Origin of the sequence: uncultured Roseobacter sp. (genome assembly GCF_947499265.1) — a bacterium.
Taxonomy (GTDB): Bacteria; Pseudomonadota; Alphaproteobacteria; order Rhodobacterales; family Rhodobacteraceae; genus Roseobacter.
The window spans coordinates 90,725-106,057 of record NZ_CANMNK010000003.1 but is presented as its reverse complement, the minus strand read 5'-3'; the positions used below and the strand labels follow the sequence as shown (position 1 = coordinate 106,057).

Here is a 15,333-nt window from a genome sequence, read left to right as displayed (position 1 = left end):
CGTTACTTGGGATCCACCGGCGTGCGGTAGTTGATGCGGCGCACGGAGCCGGTTTTGGAGCGCATGATAAGCGTCTCGGTTGTCATCCAGCCGGGTTCGCGTTTCACCGACGGCAGGATGTTGCCATCGGTCACGCCGGTCGCGGCAAAAATCACGTCTTCGGTGACCATTTCGTCGCGACCGTAGATGCGGTCAAAATCGGTGATGCCCGCCTTGCTGGCGCGTCCCCGCTCGTCATCGTTGCGGAAAAGCAGACGACCATACATCTGACCGCCCATGCATTTGAGCGCTGCAGCGGCCAGAACACCCTCAGGCGCGCCGCCCGCGCCCATATACATGTCGATGCCGGTGTTGGGCTCCGCGCAATGCATCACGCCCGCGACGTCGCCATCGGTGATCAGGCGGATCGAAGCGCCTGTGGCGCGGACTTCGGCGATCATCTCTTCGTGACGGGGGCGTTCCAGAATGCACACGGTGATATCTGCGGGGCTGCATCCTTTGGCCTTGGCCAGCGCAGCGACCCGGTCCCCCGGTGTCATGTCCAGCGTCACCACATCCGCGGCATAGCCCGGTCCGATCGCCAGCTTGTCCATATAGACATCCGGCGCGTGCAGCATGGAGCCGCGCGGCCCCATGGCAATCACCGTCAGCGCGTTGGGCATGTCCTTGGCCGTCAGCGTGGTGCCTTCGAGCGGGTCGAGTGCGATGTCCACACCGGGGCCGTTGCCGGTGCCCACTTCCTCGCCGATGTAGAGCATGGGCGCTTCGTCCCGCTCACCTTCGCCGATCACCACAACGCCCGCGATGTCGAGCATGTTGAGCTGTTCGCGCATGGCGTTGACCGCGGCCTGATCCGCTGCTTTTTCATCGCCGTGCCCGACCAGCCGCGCCGAGGCCAAAGCTGCCGCCTCTGACACACGGGCGAGGCCCAGGGAAAGCATACGATCTTGGAATTCGGCATTGGCTGGCATGAAACTGTCCTTCTTTGGGCACTAAATATGAGGGTAGGTGTATCGCTGTGGCGTTGCGTTAACAACTGTTGGCTTGGGCCAAGGGTCAAACCGCCTCGATGCGCAGGGCAACAGGCGTGCCTGACAAAACGCCGGTGCTGCTCATCTCCGCCAAGGCGGTGTTGAGCGCATCGGGCGTGGTCTTATGCGTGACGATCAGCACCGGGGCTTTGGTGTCGTCATGGCCGTATTGACGCATCCTATCGATGGAAACGCCGGCTTCTCCTAGCACCGATGCAATCTTGGCCAATGCGCCGGGTTTGTCCTCCAGCGACATGCGCAGGTAATAGGGGGCGGGCATCTGCGCGCGCGCGGGTGTTGAGGTTTTGAGTTGCGCCGCCGGGACACCAAAGACCGGGCCGCGCGCGCCTTTTGCGATGTCGCAGACGTCCGCCATGACCGCGCTGGCGGTCGGGCCCTCACCGGCGCCGGGGCCGCGCAGGACAATCTGACCCACCGCGTCGCCCTCCAGCACCACCATGTTGGTGCCGCCATCCAGCTGTCCCAGCGGAGAAGTGTCGGGCACGAGGCAGGGCTGCATGCGTTGCTCCAGCCCACGACCGGTCATCTGTGCGACCCCCAGCAGCTTGATCTTGTAGCCCATGTCCGCGGCGGCGCGGATGTCGTCGATGCTGACCCGGTCGATGCCTTCCAGCGCGATCCCGTCAAAATCCACCCGGGTGCCAAAGGCCAGCGATGACAGAATGGCAAGCTTGTGGGCCGCGTCGATCCCGCCCACATCCAGTTGCGGGTCGGCTTCGAGATAGCCCAAACCATCCGCCTCGGCAAAGACCTCGGCGTAGCTGAGGCCGGCGGTTTCCATACGGGTCAGGATGTAGTTGCACGAGCCGTTCATCACCCCCATGACGCGGGTCACGTCGTTGCCCGCAAGCCCCTCCATCAGCGATTTGATCACCGGGATGCCGCCTGCAACCGCCGCTTCATAGCGTAGGGCCCTGCCAGCATTCTCCGCTGCTTCCGCCAGCGACTGGCCGTGAATGGCCAGCAGGGCCTTGTTTGCGGTGACCACATCCTTGCCAGCAGCCAATGCCGCCTCAACAGCCTGACGCGCGGGTCCGTCGTGCCCGCCGATCAGTTCGACAAAGACGTCGATATCGTCACGCCGGGCCAGCGCGACGGGGTCATCTTCCCAGTCGTAGCGATCCAGCGGCACGCCGCGATCTTTGGATTTGTCACGAGCGGAGACGGCAGAAAGGGTGATTTCCCGACCGGTGCGTGCCGCCAGCATCTCGCTGTGTTGGCGAATGATCCGCAGCACGCCAATGCCGACTGTGCCCAGACCAGCGATTCCGAGACGAAGAGGCGCAGACATAACGGGAAATCCTTTGATTTAAGGGCAGGGGTGTTCTTTTGCGCCGTTTAGCCGGTTCGGCGCCTGCGTGCAACGCGCTTGGCGCTACTGCAGGTCTTCTTCCAGTCTGGCGCGATCTCCATCGCTCAGAACCGGCCCGCGCAGGGCATTTGCGCGTGCCTTCAGACCGCTCACGCGCGCCTCCATCTGTGCTTGTGTCTCGTCGCTGTCGCCAGTTGTGGTAGGAAGCGCGCCCAGCACGGGCTCCAGCGGCACGAGATCGGGATAATCCGCCTGCTCGGCCACCTGACCGGTGGCGTCATCGATTTCAGGAAATTGGACGCAGCCCACAAGGCTGAGTGGCAAGATCAGAAGGGCAAGGACGCGCATACTGCAGGCTCCGATTGGTGGTGATGTTGTGCCTCATGCATCTTTCTGGCGCAAGAAGGGTTTGTTTTGAACATGCGTTCAGTTAATCATGCGCCATGGCGCGCACAGCAGGATCACATTCAGACATTACCGGCCCGCGGGTCCGCGAGGCGGCCCTGAAGCTCTTTGCGCAACAGGGGTTTGCGGCCGTGTCGATGCGCCAGATCGCGGGCGAGGTTGGGGTGCAGGTTGGCGCGCTCTACAACTACACGCCGGACAAGCAGAGCCTGCTGTTTGATCTGATGAAAAGCCACATGGATGGGCTGCTGGCCGCCTACGCGGATAACTCGGCGGTGACAGCCGAGGCCCGCCTGCATGACTTCGTACAGTTTCACATCCGATTTCACCATGACCGGCCGGATGCGGTTTTCATCGCCTATATGGAATTGCGCAATCTGACGCCTGAGAATTTCGCCGTGATCGAAGCGCTGCGCCGTCAATATGAGGATCGCCTCGAAGATATTCTGCGGGCGGGCGTGGCCTCCGGGTCCTTTGATGTGCCGGATACCAAGATCGCGACCCTGGCGCTGATTGCGATGCTGACCGGGGTCAATACCTGGTTCCGGGCCGGGGGGCGGCTGTCGCTGGAGGATGTGGAGGCGCAATATTGGCAGATGGTGCGCAAGGCGGTTTCTGCCGAGGGGTGACACGTCCCGGGATAGTGGGCCCCGTGTGTGCACAAACACTGGCGCACTGCAGGTCGCTTTGCGATGAGATCATAATTCGTGATGTGAGGTATAAAATATATTCGTTTTAAGAATATTTTAGAGGTGGCTATATACAGGGGTATCCCACTTTCGGGTAAACACTTGAAAGGATCCTCCCATGGCTTTTGAAGCCACTATTCAAGATCGCAATGTACTCCCATCGCGCCTGCGCGGCACGGCAAAGACGCTGCTGATGATCGGCGCAGGTGTGCTCATCGGATTGATGCTCGCTGAAACAACGCCATCCGAACCGGTCTCCGGCACTTTTTTGCACACAGGAGATATTCCCGGTGAAGACTGGCACGGCAATGTACGGCGGTCCTATTCGCCGCAATGATCACCCGTTTTCCCACCACACGCTGGGTTTTTTACGAGCGCCGCGTTTTGCATCCAGCCAAAGCGCGGCGCGCCGCAAGGGGGACAACGCAAGTCTCAGCCATAACCGGTGATACCATTTGCGGAAATCACGGTTGAACGGGCAGACCCGCATGCAAATCGCGCAGTCGGACGCCAGCTTTGCCCAGAACCCGAAACACTTCTCTGCATCAGACGTCCACTTCCGCACGCCCTTCAGCGCAGAGACATTTGCGCCGCCGACCTCGGGGGCCCCAAAGGGCAGGGCTTTGACCGGGCAGGCCTCCGCGCACTTTGTGCAAATGTCGCAAAAGGCCCTCACGCCCAAAGGTTCCGGCACGTCATGGGCCAGCGGCAGCGATGTGAAAATCTTCGAAAATCGCAATCTGGGGCCGAATTCGGGCGTGATCACCATCTGATTGCGCGCGTATTCGCCCAGTCCCGCCTTGAGCGCATAGGGGATCACCAGCGCGGTGTCATTCATCGACGGCACAGCCTCATAGCCCAGATTGCGGATGTAGGCGGCGACCTGCATCACGATTGCGGCTTCCTGACTATAGGCGCGTCCGGTGGCCGCTCCCGCCGTTGCGGCAGGATAAGTGTCCACCAGCTCCGCATCCATCTCATGGCCCAGAACAATGACCGATGTGATGCCTTCCGGCAGATCATTCGGGGCGTCCGACATATCCCGCACATCAATGCGCGCGGTATAATGCCACCGCGCATCGACGCTGGTGATGCCGCAAAGATCTGCTTTAAAAAACCGCGACACCTTTCTGATTTCACGGGACATCTCTGTGGGATCACTCACGTCGAGCCGGATCGGCGCGACGGGTGTGTCCGCGCTGATCGGAGCCTGAAACCCTTCGCGGCGACCATCCTGGGCAAAGCGGTCAGTCATCACGTCAGAAATCAGCCAGGACGCGTTGCGCAAGGCAAAATCGCGTTGTCCAAATCCATCGCCACGGCGCGGTGCTGCCTCCATCCGGTAAGACGCAAAAAAGGCGTCCGTCTGCTTGGTCCGCACGGTCGGGTCCCAGAACGCCCGCGTGAAAATATCGTTGCGCTGCGCGAAGCGCTCGAAATCATCGGTCACGTCGATCCCGGCGCGGGCGTCGGTATCATTTTCGGGCGCGGCGTCGTGCATGGATCATAGCCTACGCAGGCGGGCGATTTGGTCAATCGCAAAGGTCGCAAACAGGCGCGACCCGGTCGCCACCTGTGCCAGTTTGCACCAAAACAACAGGAAACGGAGGCAGCCATGAAGGTTGGGTTTATCGGTTTGGGCAATGTCGGCGGCAAGCTGTCTGGCGCGTTGATCCGGAATAAGATTGACGTCGAGGTGCATGATCTCAATGCGGAATTTGTGGCTGAGAAGGTGGCGCAAAGTGCACGGGATGGTCAGAGCCCGGCGCAGATGATGCAAGCCTGCGATGTGGTGATCACCTGCTTGCCGTCGCCGGCGGCCTCGGCTGCGGTGCTGGACGACATGCTGCCTCATGTCGGTCCGGGCAAGGTCTGGATGGAGATGTCGACAACCGACGCCGCAGAGGTCAAGCGCCTTGGCGCCCTGGTCGCAGCGCGGGGCGGAGCAGCAGTGGATTGCCCGGTGTCCGGCGGCTGTCACCGGGCCGATACCGGCAATATTTCCATCTATGCGGGGTGTGACCGTGACACCTTCGACCGCGTGCTGCCGATTTTGACCTCAATGGGCCGCCGCATTCTGCATGTGGGCGAAATGGGGAATGCCAGCCTGCTCAAGGTGATGACGAATTATCTGGCGACGGCAAACCTGTTGACGCTCTGCGAGGCGCTCACCGTGATGAAGGCGGCCGGCATGGATCTTGGCATGACCTATGAGGCCATCGCCATGTCCTCGGGCACGTCGTTTGTGCATGAAACCGAAAGCCAGCTCATCCTGTCGGGATCGCGGGATGTGAACTTCACGATGGATCTTGTGCAAAAGGACATTGGTCTCTTTCAGAAGATCGCCGATCAACACAAGGTACCGCTCGAAATCTCGCCGCTGGTGATCGAGATGATGGCGGACGGGCAAAACCGCTACGGCGATCGGGCGCAGTCCGACCGGATGATCGAGCGATTGGAAGAGGCCACCGGGCTCAGCATCCGCGCCCCCGGCTTTCCGCAGGAATTGATCGATACCGAACCCGAAGCGCCCGGATACGAAGTCATCCCAAACCGGTAACGCGTCTCAGCCCTTCTTCTGGCAAAAAATATCCCGGGGTCCGGGGCAGCGCCCCGGTGCCATCCCTCAGACCAGCATGCCATCGGCAGTGAGCGTGGTTTTCCCGCCGAGATAGGGATCCAGAACTCCCGGCAGTATCACCGAGCCATCCGCTTGCTGGCCGTTCTCCAGCACCGCGATCAGGCAGCGCCCAACGGCGAGGCCGGAGCCGTTCAGCGTATGCACAAACTGCGGTTTACCGCCTCCCTCTGGCTTGAACCGCGCATTCATGCGGCGCGCCTGAAAATCACCCGTGGTCGAGACCGACGAAATCTCGCGATAGGCATTCTGACCGGGCAACCAGGCTTCGATGTCAAAGGTGCGCCGCGCGCCAAAGCCCATATCGCCGGTGCATAGAATGACCGTGCGATAGGGAATGCCCAGCCGCTCCAGAATATCCTCGGCGCAACGCAGCATGCGTTTTTGTTCCGCATCCGACTGATCGGGCAGGGTGACCGAGACCATCTCCACCTTCTCGAATTGATGCTGTCGCAGCATACCGGCAGTGTCGCGGCCCGCGCTGCCGGCCTCAGAGCGGAAACATAAGGTATGGGCCGTCATCCGGCGCGGCAGGTCCGATGCCTCCAGTACATCCCCTGCCACGGAATAGGTCAGGGTGATTTCGGAGGTGGAGATCAGCCAGGCCCCGTCTGTGGTTTTATAGCTGTCTTCGGCGAATTTCGGCAGCTTGTCGGTCCCGTACATCGCCTCATCGCGCACCAGCACCGGGCAATTCACTTCCGTCAGCCCGTTTTCATCCACATGCGTATCGACCATGAACTGCGCCAGCGCTCGATGGATGCGCGCGACTGCCCCTTTGAGCATAACAAACCGCGCACCGGATGTTTTTGCCGCCGTCTCGAAATCCATCGACGCCGCGACGCCGCCAATCTCGTAATGCTCCTTGGGCGCAAAATCAAAATCGGGCAGATCGCCCCAGCGGTTCACCTCGACGTTGTCATTTTCATCCGCGCCCGCTGGCACGTCATCGGCGGGCAGGTTGGCGATCCACGCCAGCTTGTCGGTCAGCTGCGTGTCCAGCTCCTTGGCTTCAGCCTGCATCGCGGCAACCTCGGCCTTCTTTTCGCCCACAAGGGCGCGCAGCCGCTCAAACTCGGCTTCATCACCGGATGCCTTCGCCGCGCCGACCGCTTTTGATGCCTTATTCTGTTCCGCCTGTGCGGTTTCGGCGGCACTGATCTTGGCGCGCCGGGCTTCGTCCAGCGCTAGGATCTCGGATGACACTGGGGCATCCCCACGCCGCGCCACGGCGGCATCAAAAGCCTGCGGGTTTTCACGAATGGCACGAATATCATGCATGGTTTTGTCCTTGGATCTGAGTCGTCTTGAGGGAAGCTTATGACCGATCTTTTCGCGACACGTAACCGTGAGATTTACGGGCGCTGTTTAGCCTTCGGAACGTCGCGCCTCGGCTCTGTTCATCGCATCGCGCCAGTGGGACATGACCCAATCGCCCACCGGCACCGCCAAGGCTTGCGGCGTGTTCCCACCGGTGCGGCCCGCAACGACTGCAACCACGGTCCAGTCATTGCCGGTTTGCGCCAGCACGGGGCCGCCGGAATTGCCCGAGATCACCTCGCAATCAAGCAGCACCATAGCGGGGGAGGACTGCGGTTGCGTCACGCAGTCAAAGCGCCCATTGATCACATTCGGACGTTTGCGGTGATAGCCCAGAACGGCCAGTTCACCGAGGCGCAGGGGGGCTGCATCGCTGAGCGGCAGGGGGGGCACCTTGGCTGCATCAATGGGGGTTTCCAATTGCAAAACCGCAATGTCGTATTTGAACCGCTCATTGCCCGTTGTGCTGATATATCCGGGATGCACATGGATTTCGGACGACAGCCGATGCGCAACGAAGCTGCCACGGTCCCACCCGGCCACGAAATGCCGTTTTTTTCCGGTCCCGGCGATCGTGCTGGCGCAATGCGCCGCGGTCAGCACCAGATCGGGCGCGATCAGGGTCCCGGTGCAGGAGGCCTTGCCACGATAGCCGGCGGCATTCACCAGCCCCACGGTCATCCAGGCGTTGCGGTCTTCGGGGCCGAGGGCGGGCATTGGATCCGCCTGGCCCTGCATTGGGGCTAAAACGGCCGGTGATATGCCCAAGAGCATCGCCAGAATGATCGCTGCCAGTCGCTGCATGCGCCCTCCAAAACAAGCTGATGCCGGTAAGGATGCACTGAATCGCAACGCGCGCCAAGAGGCCGCCCGCAGCACCGCATAGCACGAGCGTGGCCAAATGGATTTCGTGCACGGCGTCCCTTGCAAAGCGGCCCCTCAGACCATAGGTTCCGCCAAAATTCGCGCCAAACAACCTAACCCGGCGCGGCCTACCCGGAAGGACCATTTCATGGAAGCGTTTGCGCAATTTGTGCCCCTCATTCTGATCTTTGCGATCATGTATTTTTTGCTGATCCGCCCACAGCAAAAAAAGGTGAAAGAGCACCAGGCGATGGTTTCTGCATTGCGCCGCGGCGATCAGGTGGTCACGCAGGGCGGTATCGTCGGCAAGGTTGCCAAGGTCAAAGACGATGGTGAGCTGGAGCTGGAAATCGCGGACGGCGTCAAAGTCCGGGTCATTCAATCCACCATCGCGACGGTGATTTCCAAGACCGAACCGGCGAAATAAAAGCGCCCTTTAACGCGTTGAAAAGGCGTTTTTATGCTGCAGATTGATCTTTGGAAACGGATCGCGATTTGGCTGACCTGCGCGGTTGGCCTCTGGCTGGCCCTTCCGAACGCCTTTTACACCAATGTTGAAAAGCACAACGACGCCCTGGCCGCCATTGAGTTGAGCGGCGGCACGGCAGAGGTCGAAGCCGATCTTGGTCTCTGGCCGGAATGGATGCCTTCGGGTCTGGTCAACCTCGGTCTTGACCTGCGCGGCGGTGCGCATCTGCTGGCCGAAGTGCGCGTCGAGGACGTTTATGCCGCGCGGATGCAGGCGGCATGGCCCGAAATTCGCGATGCGCTGCGCCCCGAGCGCACGACCGTGGGCACCATTCGCCTGCAACCCTCCGCCGAGGATGAGGTGCGGGTGCGCATCAGTCAGCCCGAGGGCATGCCGCGCGCACTGGAAATTGTGCGCGGATTGGCCCGCCCGGTGCAGACCCTCACCGGTGTCGGCGCCAATGACATCGAAGTGCGCGCCGCAGATGATTTGATCATTGTCACGCTTTCTGAGGCTGAAAAACTCGCCACGGACGAACGTACCGTGCAGCAAAGCCTGGAGATCATCCGCCGGCGGATCGATGAGGTCGGTACCCGCGAGCCGACGATCCAGCGGCAAGGCTCGGACCGCATCCTGATCCAGGTGCCGGGCATCGGCTCGGCGGGCGAGTTGAAGGAAATCATCGGCACGACGGCGCAGTTGACGTTCAACCCGGTTGTCACGCGCGGCACGGATGCCAGCGCGGCGGCGGGGATCGGCAACAAGATCGTACCCTCGCTGGACGAACCCGGCGTCTTTTACACCATTGAGGCCGCCCCTGTGGTCACCGGCGAGGAACTGGTGGATGCGCAGCCCGCCTTCGATCAGAACGGTCGCCCCGCGGTGAATTTCCGCTTCAACACGGCGGGCGCGCGGAAATTTGGCGACTATACCGCAGAAAACATCGGCTCGCCCTTTGCCATCGTCTTGGATGACGAAGTGGTCAGCGCGCCCACGATCCAGAGCCACATTCCCGGCGGATCCGGCATCATCACCGGGCGGTTTTCCGTAGAGGAATCTACCAATCTCGCCGTTTTGCTGCGGGCAGGGGCGTTGCCCGCGGGCCTTGATTTCCTTGAAGAGCGCACCATCGGCCCGGAATTGGGTCAGGACAGCATCGATGCAGGCAAGGTTGCAACCATTGTCGCCTTTGTCGCCGTGCTGGTCTTCATGGGGCTGAGTTACGGCCTCTTTGGGCTTTTTGCTAACATCGCCCTGATCATCAACATCGGCCTGATTTTCGGTCTGCTCAGCCTTGTGGGCGCCACGCTCACCTTGCCGGGGATCGCCGGGATCGTGCTGACGGTGGGTATGGCGGTGGACGCCAATGTGCTGATCTTCGAGCGTATCCGCGAGGAGTTGAAAACCTCCAAAGGCCCCGCGCGCGCCATCGAATTGGGCTATGAAAAAGCGCTCAGCGCCATTCTGGACGCCAATATCACCACCTTCATCACCGCCGTGATCCTCTTTGCCATGGGCTCCGGCCCGGTGCGCGGCTTTGCCATCACGCTGGGGTTGGGCATCCTGACATCGGTCTTCACCGCGATCTTCGTGACACGTCTTATCATTGTGATGTGGTTCGAGCGCCGCCGCCCCAAAACAATCGAGGTCTGACATGCGTCTGCGACTGGTCAAACAGAACACGAACTTCGATTTCTTCAAACGCTGGAAGATGTGGCTGGGCATATCCGCCCTGATGATGGTGGTGGCCTTTGCCTCCTTCATGATTCAGGGGTTGAATTTCGGCATCGATTTCCGGGGCGGCACCACGATCCGGACAGAAAGCCCGCTGCCGGTTGAAATCGGCGTTTATCGCGATGCCATCGCGGTGCTGGAGCTGGGCGATGTGTCGATCACCGAGGTCTTCGATCCGACCTTCGAGGCGGATCAGAATGTCGCTATGATCCGCATTCAGGCACAGGATGGGCAGGAAGCTGTGACCACGGAAGTCATCTCGGCGGTAGAACAGGCGCTCAAAACTGTGCGACCGGACATCAAGTTCGTCTCGGTGGAATCCGTTGGCCCCAAAGTATCGGGCGAGTTGATCCAGACCGCGGCCATCGCGGTGATCCTCGCCATCGGGGCCGTGCTGATCTACATCTGGCTGCGGTTTGAATGGCAGTTTGCGCTGGGGGCCGTTCTGGCCTTGGTGCATGACGTGATCCTGACCATCGGGGTGTTTTCGGAACTTCAGATCCGCTTCGATCTGGCGATCATCGCCGCGCTGCTGACCATCGTGGGCTACTCGCTTAACGACACCGTGGTGGTGTTTGACCGGGTGCGGGAAAACCTGCGCAAATACAAGAAACGCCCGCTGAACGAGGTGCTGAATATCTCGATCAACGAGACTTTGAGCCGAACCTTCATGACCTCCGTGACCACGCTTCTGGCGCTGATCGCGCTCTTTGTGCTCGGGGGCGACGTGATCCGCGGGTTCGTTTTCGCGATGATCTGGGGTGTGATCGTGGGGACCTATAGCTCGATCTTTGTGGCCTCGGCGGCCTTGCTCTATCTCGGGGTCAAACGCGATTGGTCAAAACCAGATGCAAACTCCGGCAATCAATACGCCAACATAGATGCCTGAGGCGCTCACGGGCGTTGTCGATACAAGTGGGCTGATCTGGCTGACAATCGGGGTGCTGGCCGCCGGGCTGGTGCGGGGCTTTGCCGGTTTTGGCAGTGGCATGATCATCATGCCCGTGGCGTCGTCCGTGTTGTCACCGGTGGCGGCGGTGACCTTCATGATGATGGCCGAACTGCTGGGACCTTTGCCAAACTTGCCCGCCGCCTGGCGAGAGGGCGCCCCGCGCGATGTCGGGCGCCTGATGCTGGGGGCCACGCTGACCGTTCCCATCGGCATTCTTTGCCTGTCCATCATGGACACCGATTTCTTTGGCTGGGTGGTCTCGATCTCTGTCACAATCCTGCTGATCCTGTTGATGACCGGGTGGCGCTACAAAGGGGTGCTCACCCCGAAATTGACGGTTGCCACAGGTGGGCTGGGAGGTTTCATGGGCGGTTTTGCCGGGGTGCCCGGGCCGCCAGTGATCATGCTCTACATGTCCAGCCGTTTGCCCATTGCCGTGATCCGCGCCAATTTTCTGCTGTATTTGCTCGCCATTGATGCGGTGATGATCGCGGTTTTCTTCGTATTAGACCTGTTCGTTTGGAAGATCGCCTTGCTGGGGCTGCTGGCCGGGCTCCCCAATGTTCTGGCCAATATGGTGGGCGCGCGCCTCTTCAATCCGCATGCCGAAGTGGTTTTTCGCCGCGTGGCCTACCTCGTCATCGCGGCTTCGGCTATTCTGGGTCTGCCAATCTGGAATTAGGAGGGACCATGCGCCTGAATGAAATCTCTTTTACCCATGCCAAACCTGTCGAAGGCTACGGGACCGGGTTCTTTCGCATTGGCGGCGAGGTATTTCACGGCCCTGTCATCGCGGGGCCGCAAGGGACCACCGCCTGGAAAGGCTACGAAGACCGCGATGCGCTGCTGGTTCTGAAAGACCAGATCGATGTACTCTTTGTCGGCACTGGTGCCGAGATCGCGCATCTACCGGATGACCTGCGTGAGACCCTGGAAGACGCGGGCGTGGGGGTGGAGGTCATGGCCTCGCCCGCCGCCTGTCGTACCTACAACGTGTTGCTGAGCGAAGGCCGCCGCATCGCTCTGGCGCTGATCCCGGTCTGATCGGGCTTTTGCACGCCGCCTCAATCGGTTAACGCTGGGCCCATGACTTTGACGATCCGTGATCTTTGCGTGGCCCGTGGCGGTGTGCCGATCCTTGAAGGGCTGTCCTTTTCCCTCGCGCCCGGTCAGGCGTTGATCCTGCGCGGGCCTAATGGGGCAGGCAAGACAACCCTGTTGCGGACCTTGGCGGGTCTACAGCCACCACTGTCAGGTCAGATCGACGGGGCGGAGGAGCAAATCGCCTATTCCGGTCACTCCGACGGGCTGAAATCCATGCTCAGCGTCACCGAAAACCTGACGTTCTGGGCGGATGTTTTTGGGCAGCGGGACATCGCCCCGGCAATCGCCGCCTTTTCGCTGGAAGGTCTGAAGGATCGGCTCGCCGGAACGCTTTCAGCTGGGCAAAAACGCCGCCTGGGGCTGGCGCGGATGTTGGTGACGGGGCGACCGATCTGGGTGATGGATGAGCCAACCGTCTCGCTCGATGTCGATGCGGTCGCGCAGTTTGCAAAAGCGGTGCAGGGACATCTTCACGCAGGTGGCGCGGCTCTGATCGCCACACATATCGACCTGCATCTTGAGGCCGACATGTTGGACGTCACCCCCTACCGTGCGGCGCTGGATCTCAGGGCAGGCGCCAGCGACGAGGCTTTCCTGTGAGGGCGCTGCTCACCCGCGATCTGATGCTGGCCTTCCGCGCAGGGGGCGGCTTTGGGCTGGGGCTTGCATTTTTCCTGATCGTTACAGTGCTGGTACCTTTCGGCGTCGGCCCGAATTCCGAGCTTTTGTCGCGCATCGCCCCGGGCATCCTCTGGCTGGGCGCCTTGCTGGCGTGCCTGCTGTCGCTGGACAGGCTGCTGGCGCTGGACTGGGAAGACGGCACGCTCGATCTGCTCGCCACCTCGCCGTTGCCGCTCGAAGCAGCACTCAGCATCAAGGCGCTGGCCCATTGGATCACCACAGGTCTGCCGCTGGTTCTGGCCGCTCCGGTGCTGGGCATCCTGCTCAACTTGCCCACACCCGGATACACATGGCTGGTACTTTCGCTGCTTCTGGGTACGCCCGCGCTTTCGGTCATCGGTACCTTTGGCGCGGCCCTGACGGTGGGCGTCAAGCGCGGGGGTCTACTAATGTCGCTGCTGGTCCTGCCGCTCTACGTGCCGACCCTGATTTTCGGCGCAGAGGCCGCGCGCCGGGGGGCCACCGGGATGGACACCACAACCTCGCTCCTGATGCTAGCGGGCATCACCGCCGGAGTCATCGCCATCATGCCCTTTGCCTCCGCTGCGGCCTTGCGGGTGAACTTGCGGTGAAGAGGACCATTTGCCCATTGAGCCAAAGCGCAGGAAGGCTTAGATCATTGCCATGTCATTGACCGAAGACACGCCCACGCCGAAACGCCCGTCCGGGTTCTGGAGCTACGCCAACCCGGTGAAATTTCTCGGGCTCAGCGAGCGTATTCTTCCGGCGTTTTGGGGGTTGGCCGCAGTCTCGCTCATTGTCGGGCTGATCTGGGGGTTTTTCTTCACGCCGGACGACTTCCGCCAGGGCTCCACCGTCAAAATAATCTATTTGCACGTACCCTCCGCCCTGATGGCGATCAATGCGTGGTTCATGATGCTGGTGGCCTCGCTGATCTGGATCGTTCGGCGCCATCACGTCTCCGCCCTTGCGGCCAAGGCCGCCGCCCCGGTGGGGGTGGTGATGACGCTGATTGCGCTTTTCACCGGCGCCGTCTGGGGGCAGCCGATGTGGGGCACCTGGTGGGCCTGGGATCCGCGCCTGACCTCCTTTCTGATCCTGTTCCTCTTCTACCTCGGCTACATCGCCCTTTGGGAGGCCATTGAGGACCCGGATACGGCTGCGGATCTGACTTCTGTGCTCTGCCTTGTCGGCTCCGTCTTCGCGGTGCTGTCGCGCTACGCGGTGAACTTCTGGAACCAGGGGCTGCATCAGGGCGCGTCCCTGAGCCTCGACAAGGAAGAAAACGTCGCAGATGTCTTTTACATCCCGTTGCTGGTCTGCATCGCGGGTTTTGTTTTCCTGTTTCTCGCCCTTGTGCTCTACCGTACGGGCACTGAAATCCGCCTGCGCCGGGCGCGTGCGCTGCAAGCGCGGGAGGCCCGCACATGATGCCTGATCTGGGAAAATACGCCGATGCCGTTCTCTCGGCCTATGGGGTGTCGATCCTGCTGATTATGCTGCTGGTGATCATCACCCTGCGCAAAGGCCGCGCGGCCCGTGCGGCCCTTGAGGCCGTTGAGACAAGGAGCAAGAAAAATGGCTAAAGTCTCCCCGCTGATGATCGCACCGCCGCTGATCTTCGCCGGGTTCGTGGCACTCGCGGGCATCGGCATGTTCCGCGATGACCCCAGCCGATTGCCTTCCACCATGATCGGGCAAAGCGCACCGGCCATCACCCCGGTGGCCCTCGGGGACTACCCACCCGTCACAGCCGAAGCCATGGCGACAGGCGAAGTGACCCTGGTGAATTTCTGGGCCAGCTGGTGCCCGCCCTGTCGCGCGGAGCACCCCAACCTGCTGGAAATGGCGGCGGCGGGCATGCCCATCATCGGGGTCAATTTCAAGGACACCGAAGGCCCCGCGACCTCATACCTTCATGACGACGGCAATCCTTTTGCCGCCGTGGCCTATGATCCGCAGGGGCGTACGGCCATCGACTGGGGTGTAACCGCCCCGCCCGAAACCTTCATTCTGGATGCGGAAGGCGTGGTGCTGTTCCGCTTCGCCGGCCCCCTGGTCGGCAGCGACTACGAGCAGCGGTTCCTGCCCGCATTGGAAAAAGCCATGGGCGAAGGGTCCTGATTTCTTCTGGCTAAAAAATATCCGCGCC

19 protein-coding genes are annotated in these 15,333 nt (G+C 61.2%); 13 read left to right on the top strand and 6 right to left on the bottom strand.

The annotated features are described in order from the left end of the window. Positions 1-2: 2 nt before the first annotated feature. The 3 genes from glpX to Q1A63_RS08645 all read right to left on the bottom strand — a co-directional run bounded on the left by glpX (position 3) and on the right by Q1A63_RS08645 (position 2,712). Entirely contained in the window at positions 3-971 is a 969-nt protein-coding gene (glpX, locus tag Q1A63_RS08655; RefSeq protein ID WP_299408833.1) for a class II fructose-bisphosphatase, read from the bottom strand. Between the two features lie 85 nt (positions 972-1,056). Next, positions 1,057-2,343 carry a homoserine dehydrogenase gene (locus Q1A63_RS08650; protein ID WP_299631238.1) on the bottom strand — a complete coding sequence of 429 codons (1,287 nt, stop codon included), beginning with the start codon at positions 2,341-2,343 and terminating at the stop codon, positions 1,057-1,059. An 84-nt stretch (positions 2,344-2,427) separates the two neighbouring features. Continuing rightward, on the bottom strand, positions 2,428-2,712 hold the full coding sequence (locus Q1A63_RS08645) for a hypothetical protein (RefSeq protein WP_299631236.1): 285 nt from the start codon (positions 2,710-2,712) through the stop codon (positions 2,428-2,430). A gap of 95 nt (positions 2,713-2,807) precedes the next feature. On the opposite strand from Q1A63_RS08645, the gene Q1A63_RS08640 reads away from it, so the two are divergent. Beyond that, on the top strand, positions 2,808-3,398 hold the full coding sequence (locus Q1A63_RS08640) for a TetR/AcrR family transcriptional regulator (RefSeq protein ID WP_299631234.1): 591 nt from the start codon (positions 2,808-2,810) through the stop codon (positions 3,396-3,398). 178 nt (positions 3,399-3,576) lie between these two features. Continuing rightward, a complete protein-coding gene (locus Q1A63_RS08635; protein ID WP_298971326.1) occupies positions 3,577-3,795 on the top strand; it encodes a hypothetical protein in 219 nt (72 codons plus the stop codon). Here the strand turns inward: Q1A63_RS08635 and Q1A63_RS08630 are convergent, their stop codons facing one another. Continuing rightward, positions 3,796-4,959: a reductive dehalogenase domain-containing protein gene (locus Q1A63_RS08630; RefSeq protein ID WP_298971328.1), complete on the bottom strand. Its 1,164-nt coding sequence runs from the start codon at positions 4,957-4,959 to the stop codon at positions 3,796-3,798. Between the two features lie 114 nt (positions 4,960-5,073). On the opposite strand from Q1A63_RS08630, the gene Q1A63_RS08625 reads away from it, so the two are divergent. Then, the gene (locus Q1A63_RS08625; protein WP_298971329.1) at positions 5,074-6,018 is read left to right on the top strand and encodes an NAD(P)-dependent oxidoreductase; all 945 of its coding nucleotides are present in this window, start codon (positions 5,074-5,076) and stop codon (positions 6,016-6,018) included. Positions 6,019-6,084: 66 nt separating this feature from the next. On the opposite strand, the gene serS is transcribed toward Q1A63_RS08625, so the two are convergent. Both serS and Q1A63_RS08615 read right to left on the bottom strand, forming a co-directional pair. After that, a complete protein-coding gene (gene serS, locus Q1A63_RS08620) occupies positions 6,085-7,377 on the bottom strand; it encodes a serine--tRNA ligase (RefSeq protein WP_298971331.1) in 1,293 nt (430 codons plus the stop codon). A gap of 87 nt (positions 7,378-7,464) precedes the next feature. Then, positions 7,465-8,220 (bottom strand): trypsin-like peptidase domain-containing protein, encoded by a 756-nt coding sequence (locus Q1A63_RS08615; RefSeq protein ID WP_299631230.1) that lies wholly within the window; start codon positions 8,218-8,220, stop codon positions 7,465-7,467. 208 nt (positions 8,221-8,428) lie between these two features. On the opposite strand from Q1A63_RS08615, the gene yajC reads away from it, so the two are divergent. From yajC to Q1A63_RS08565, 10 genes are read left to right on the top strand one after another with little or no spacing between them, the layout of a single operon-like run. Then, a complete protein-coding gene (gene yajC / locus Q1A63_RS08610; protein WP_298971333.1) occupies positions 8,429-8,707 on the top strand; it encodes a preprotein translocase subunit YajC in 279 nt (92 codons plus the stop codon). A 33-nt stretch (positions 8,708-8,740) separates the two neighbouring features. Continuing rightward, a complete protein-coding gene (secD, locus tag Q1A63_RS08605; RefSeq protein WP_299631228.1) occupies positions 8,741-10,402 on the top strand; it encodes a protein translocase subunit SecD in 1,662 nt (553 codons plus the stop codon). A 1-nt stretch (position 10,403) separates the two neighbouring features. Continuing rightward, the gene (secF, locus tag Q1A63_RS08600; RefSeq protein WP_299408861.1) at positions 10,404-11,372 is read left to right on the top strand and encodes a protein translocase subunit SecF; all 969 of its coding nucleotides are present in this window, start codon (positions 10,404-10,406) and stop codon (positions 11,370-11,372) included. Next, a complete protein-coding gene (locus Q1A63_RS08595) occupies positions 11,365-12,117 on the top strand; it encodes a sulfite exporter TauE/SafE family protein (protein ID WP_299408863.1) in 753 nt (250 codons plus the stop codon). Before secF ends, Q1A63_RS08595 begins: the two co-directional genes overlap by 8 nt. Before the next feature lie 8 nt (positions 12,118-12,125). Beyond that, positions 12,126-12,479: an Mth938-like domain-containing protein gene (locus Q1A63_RS08590; protein WP_299631225.1), complete on the top strand. Its 354-nt coding sequence runs from the start codon at positions 12,126-12,128 to the stop codon at positions 12,477-12,479. Positions 12,480-12,521: 42 nt separating this feature from the next. After that, complete coding sequence (gene ccmA / locus Q1A63_RS08585; RefSeq protein ID WP_299631223.1) at positions 12,522-13,139, top strand: heme ABC exporter ATP-binding protein CcmA; 618 nt, start codon at positions 12,522-12,524, stop codon at positions 13,137-13,139. After that, positions 13,136-13,792 (top strand): heme exporter protein CcmB, encoded by a 657-nt coding sequence (ccmB, locus tag Q1A63_RS08580; protein ID WP_298971366.1) that lies wholly within the window; start codon positions 13,136-13,138, stop codon positions 13,790-13,792. Before ccmA ends, ccmB begins: the two co-directional genes overlap by 4 nt. 52 nt (positions 13,793-13,844) lie before the next feature. Further along, positions 13,845-14,612, top strand: coding sequence for a heme ABC transporter permease (locus Q1A63_RS08575; protein WP_298971367.1), 768 nt, complete (start codon positions 13,845-13,847; stop codon positions 14,610-14,612). Next, a complete protein-coding gene (gene ccmD, locus Q1A63_RS08570; RefSeq protein ID WP_298971619.1) occupies positions 14,612-14,767 on the top strand; it encodes a heme exporter protein CcmD in 156 nt (51 codons plus the stop codon). Before Q1A63_RS08575 ends, ccmD begins: the two co-directional genes overlap by 1 nt. After that, the gene (locus tag Q1A63_RS08565; RefSeq protein ID WP_298971368.1) at positions 14,760-15,305 is read left to right on the top strand and encodes a DsbE family thiol:disulfide interchange protein; all 546 of its coding nucleotides are present in this window, start codon (positions 14,760-14,762) and stop codon (positions 15,303-15,305) included. Before ccmD ends, Q1A63_RS08565 begins: the two co-directional genes overlap by 8 nt. The last annotated feature ends 28 nt before the right edge of the window (positions 15,306-15,333 follow it).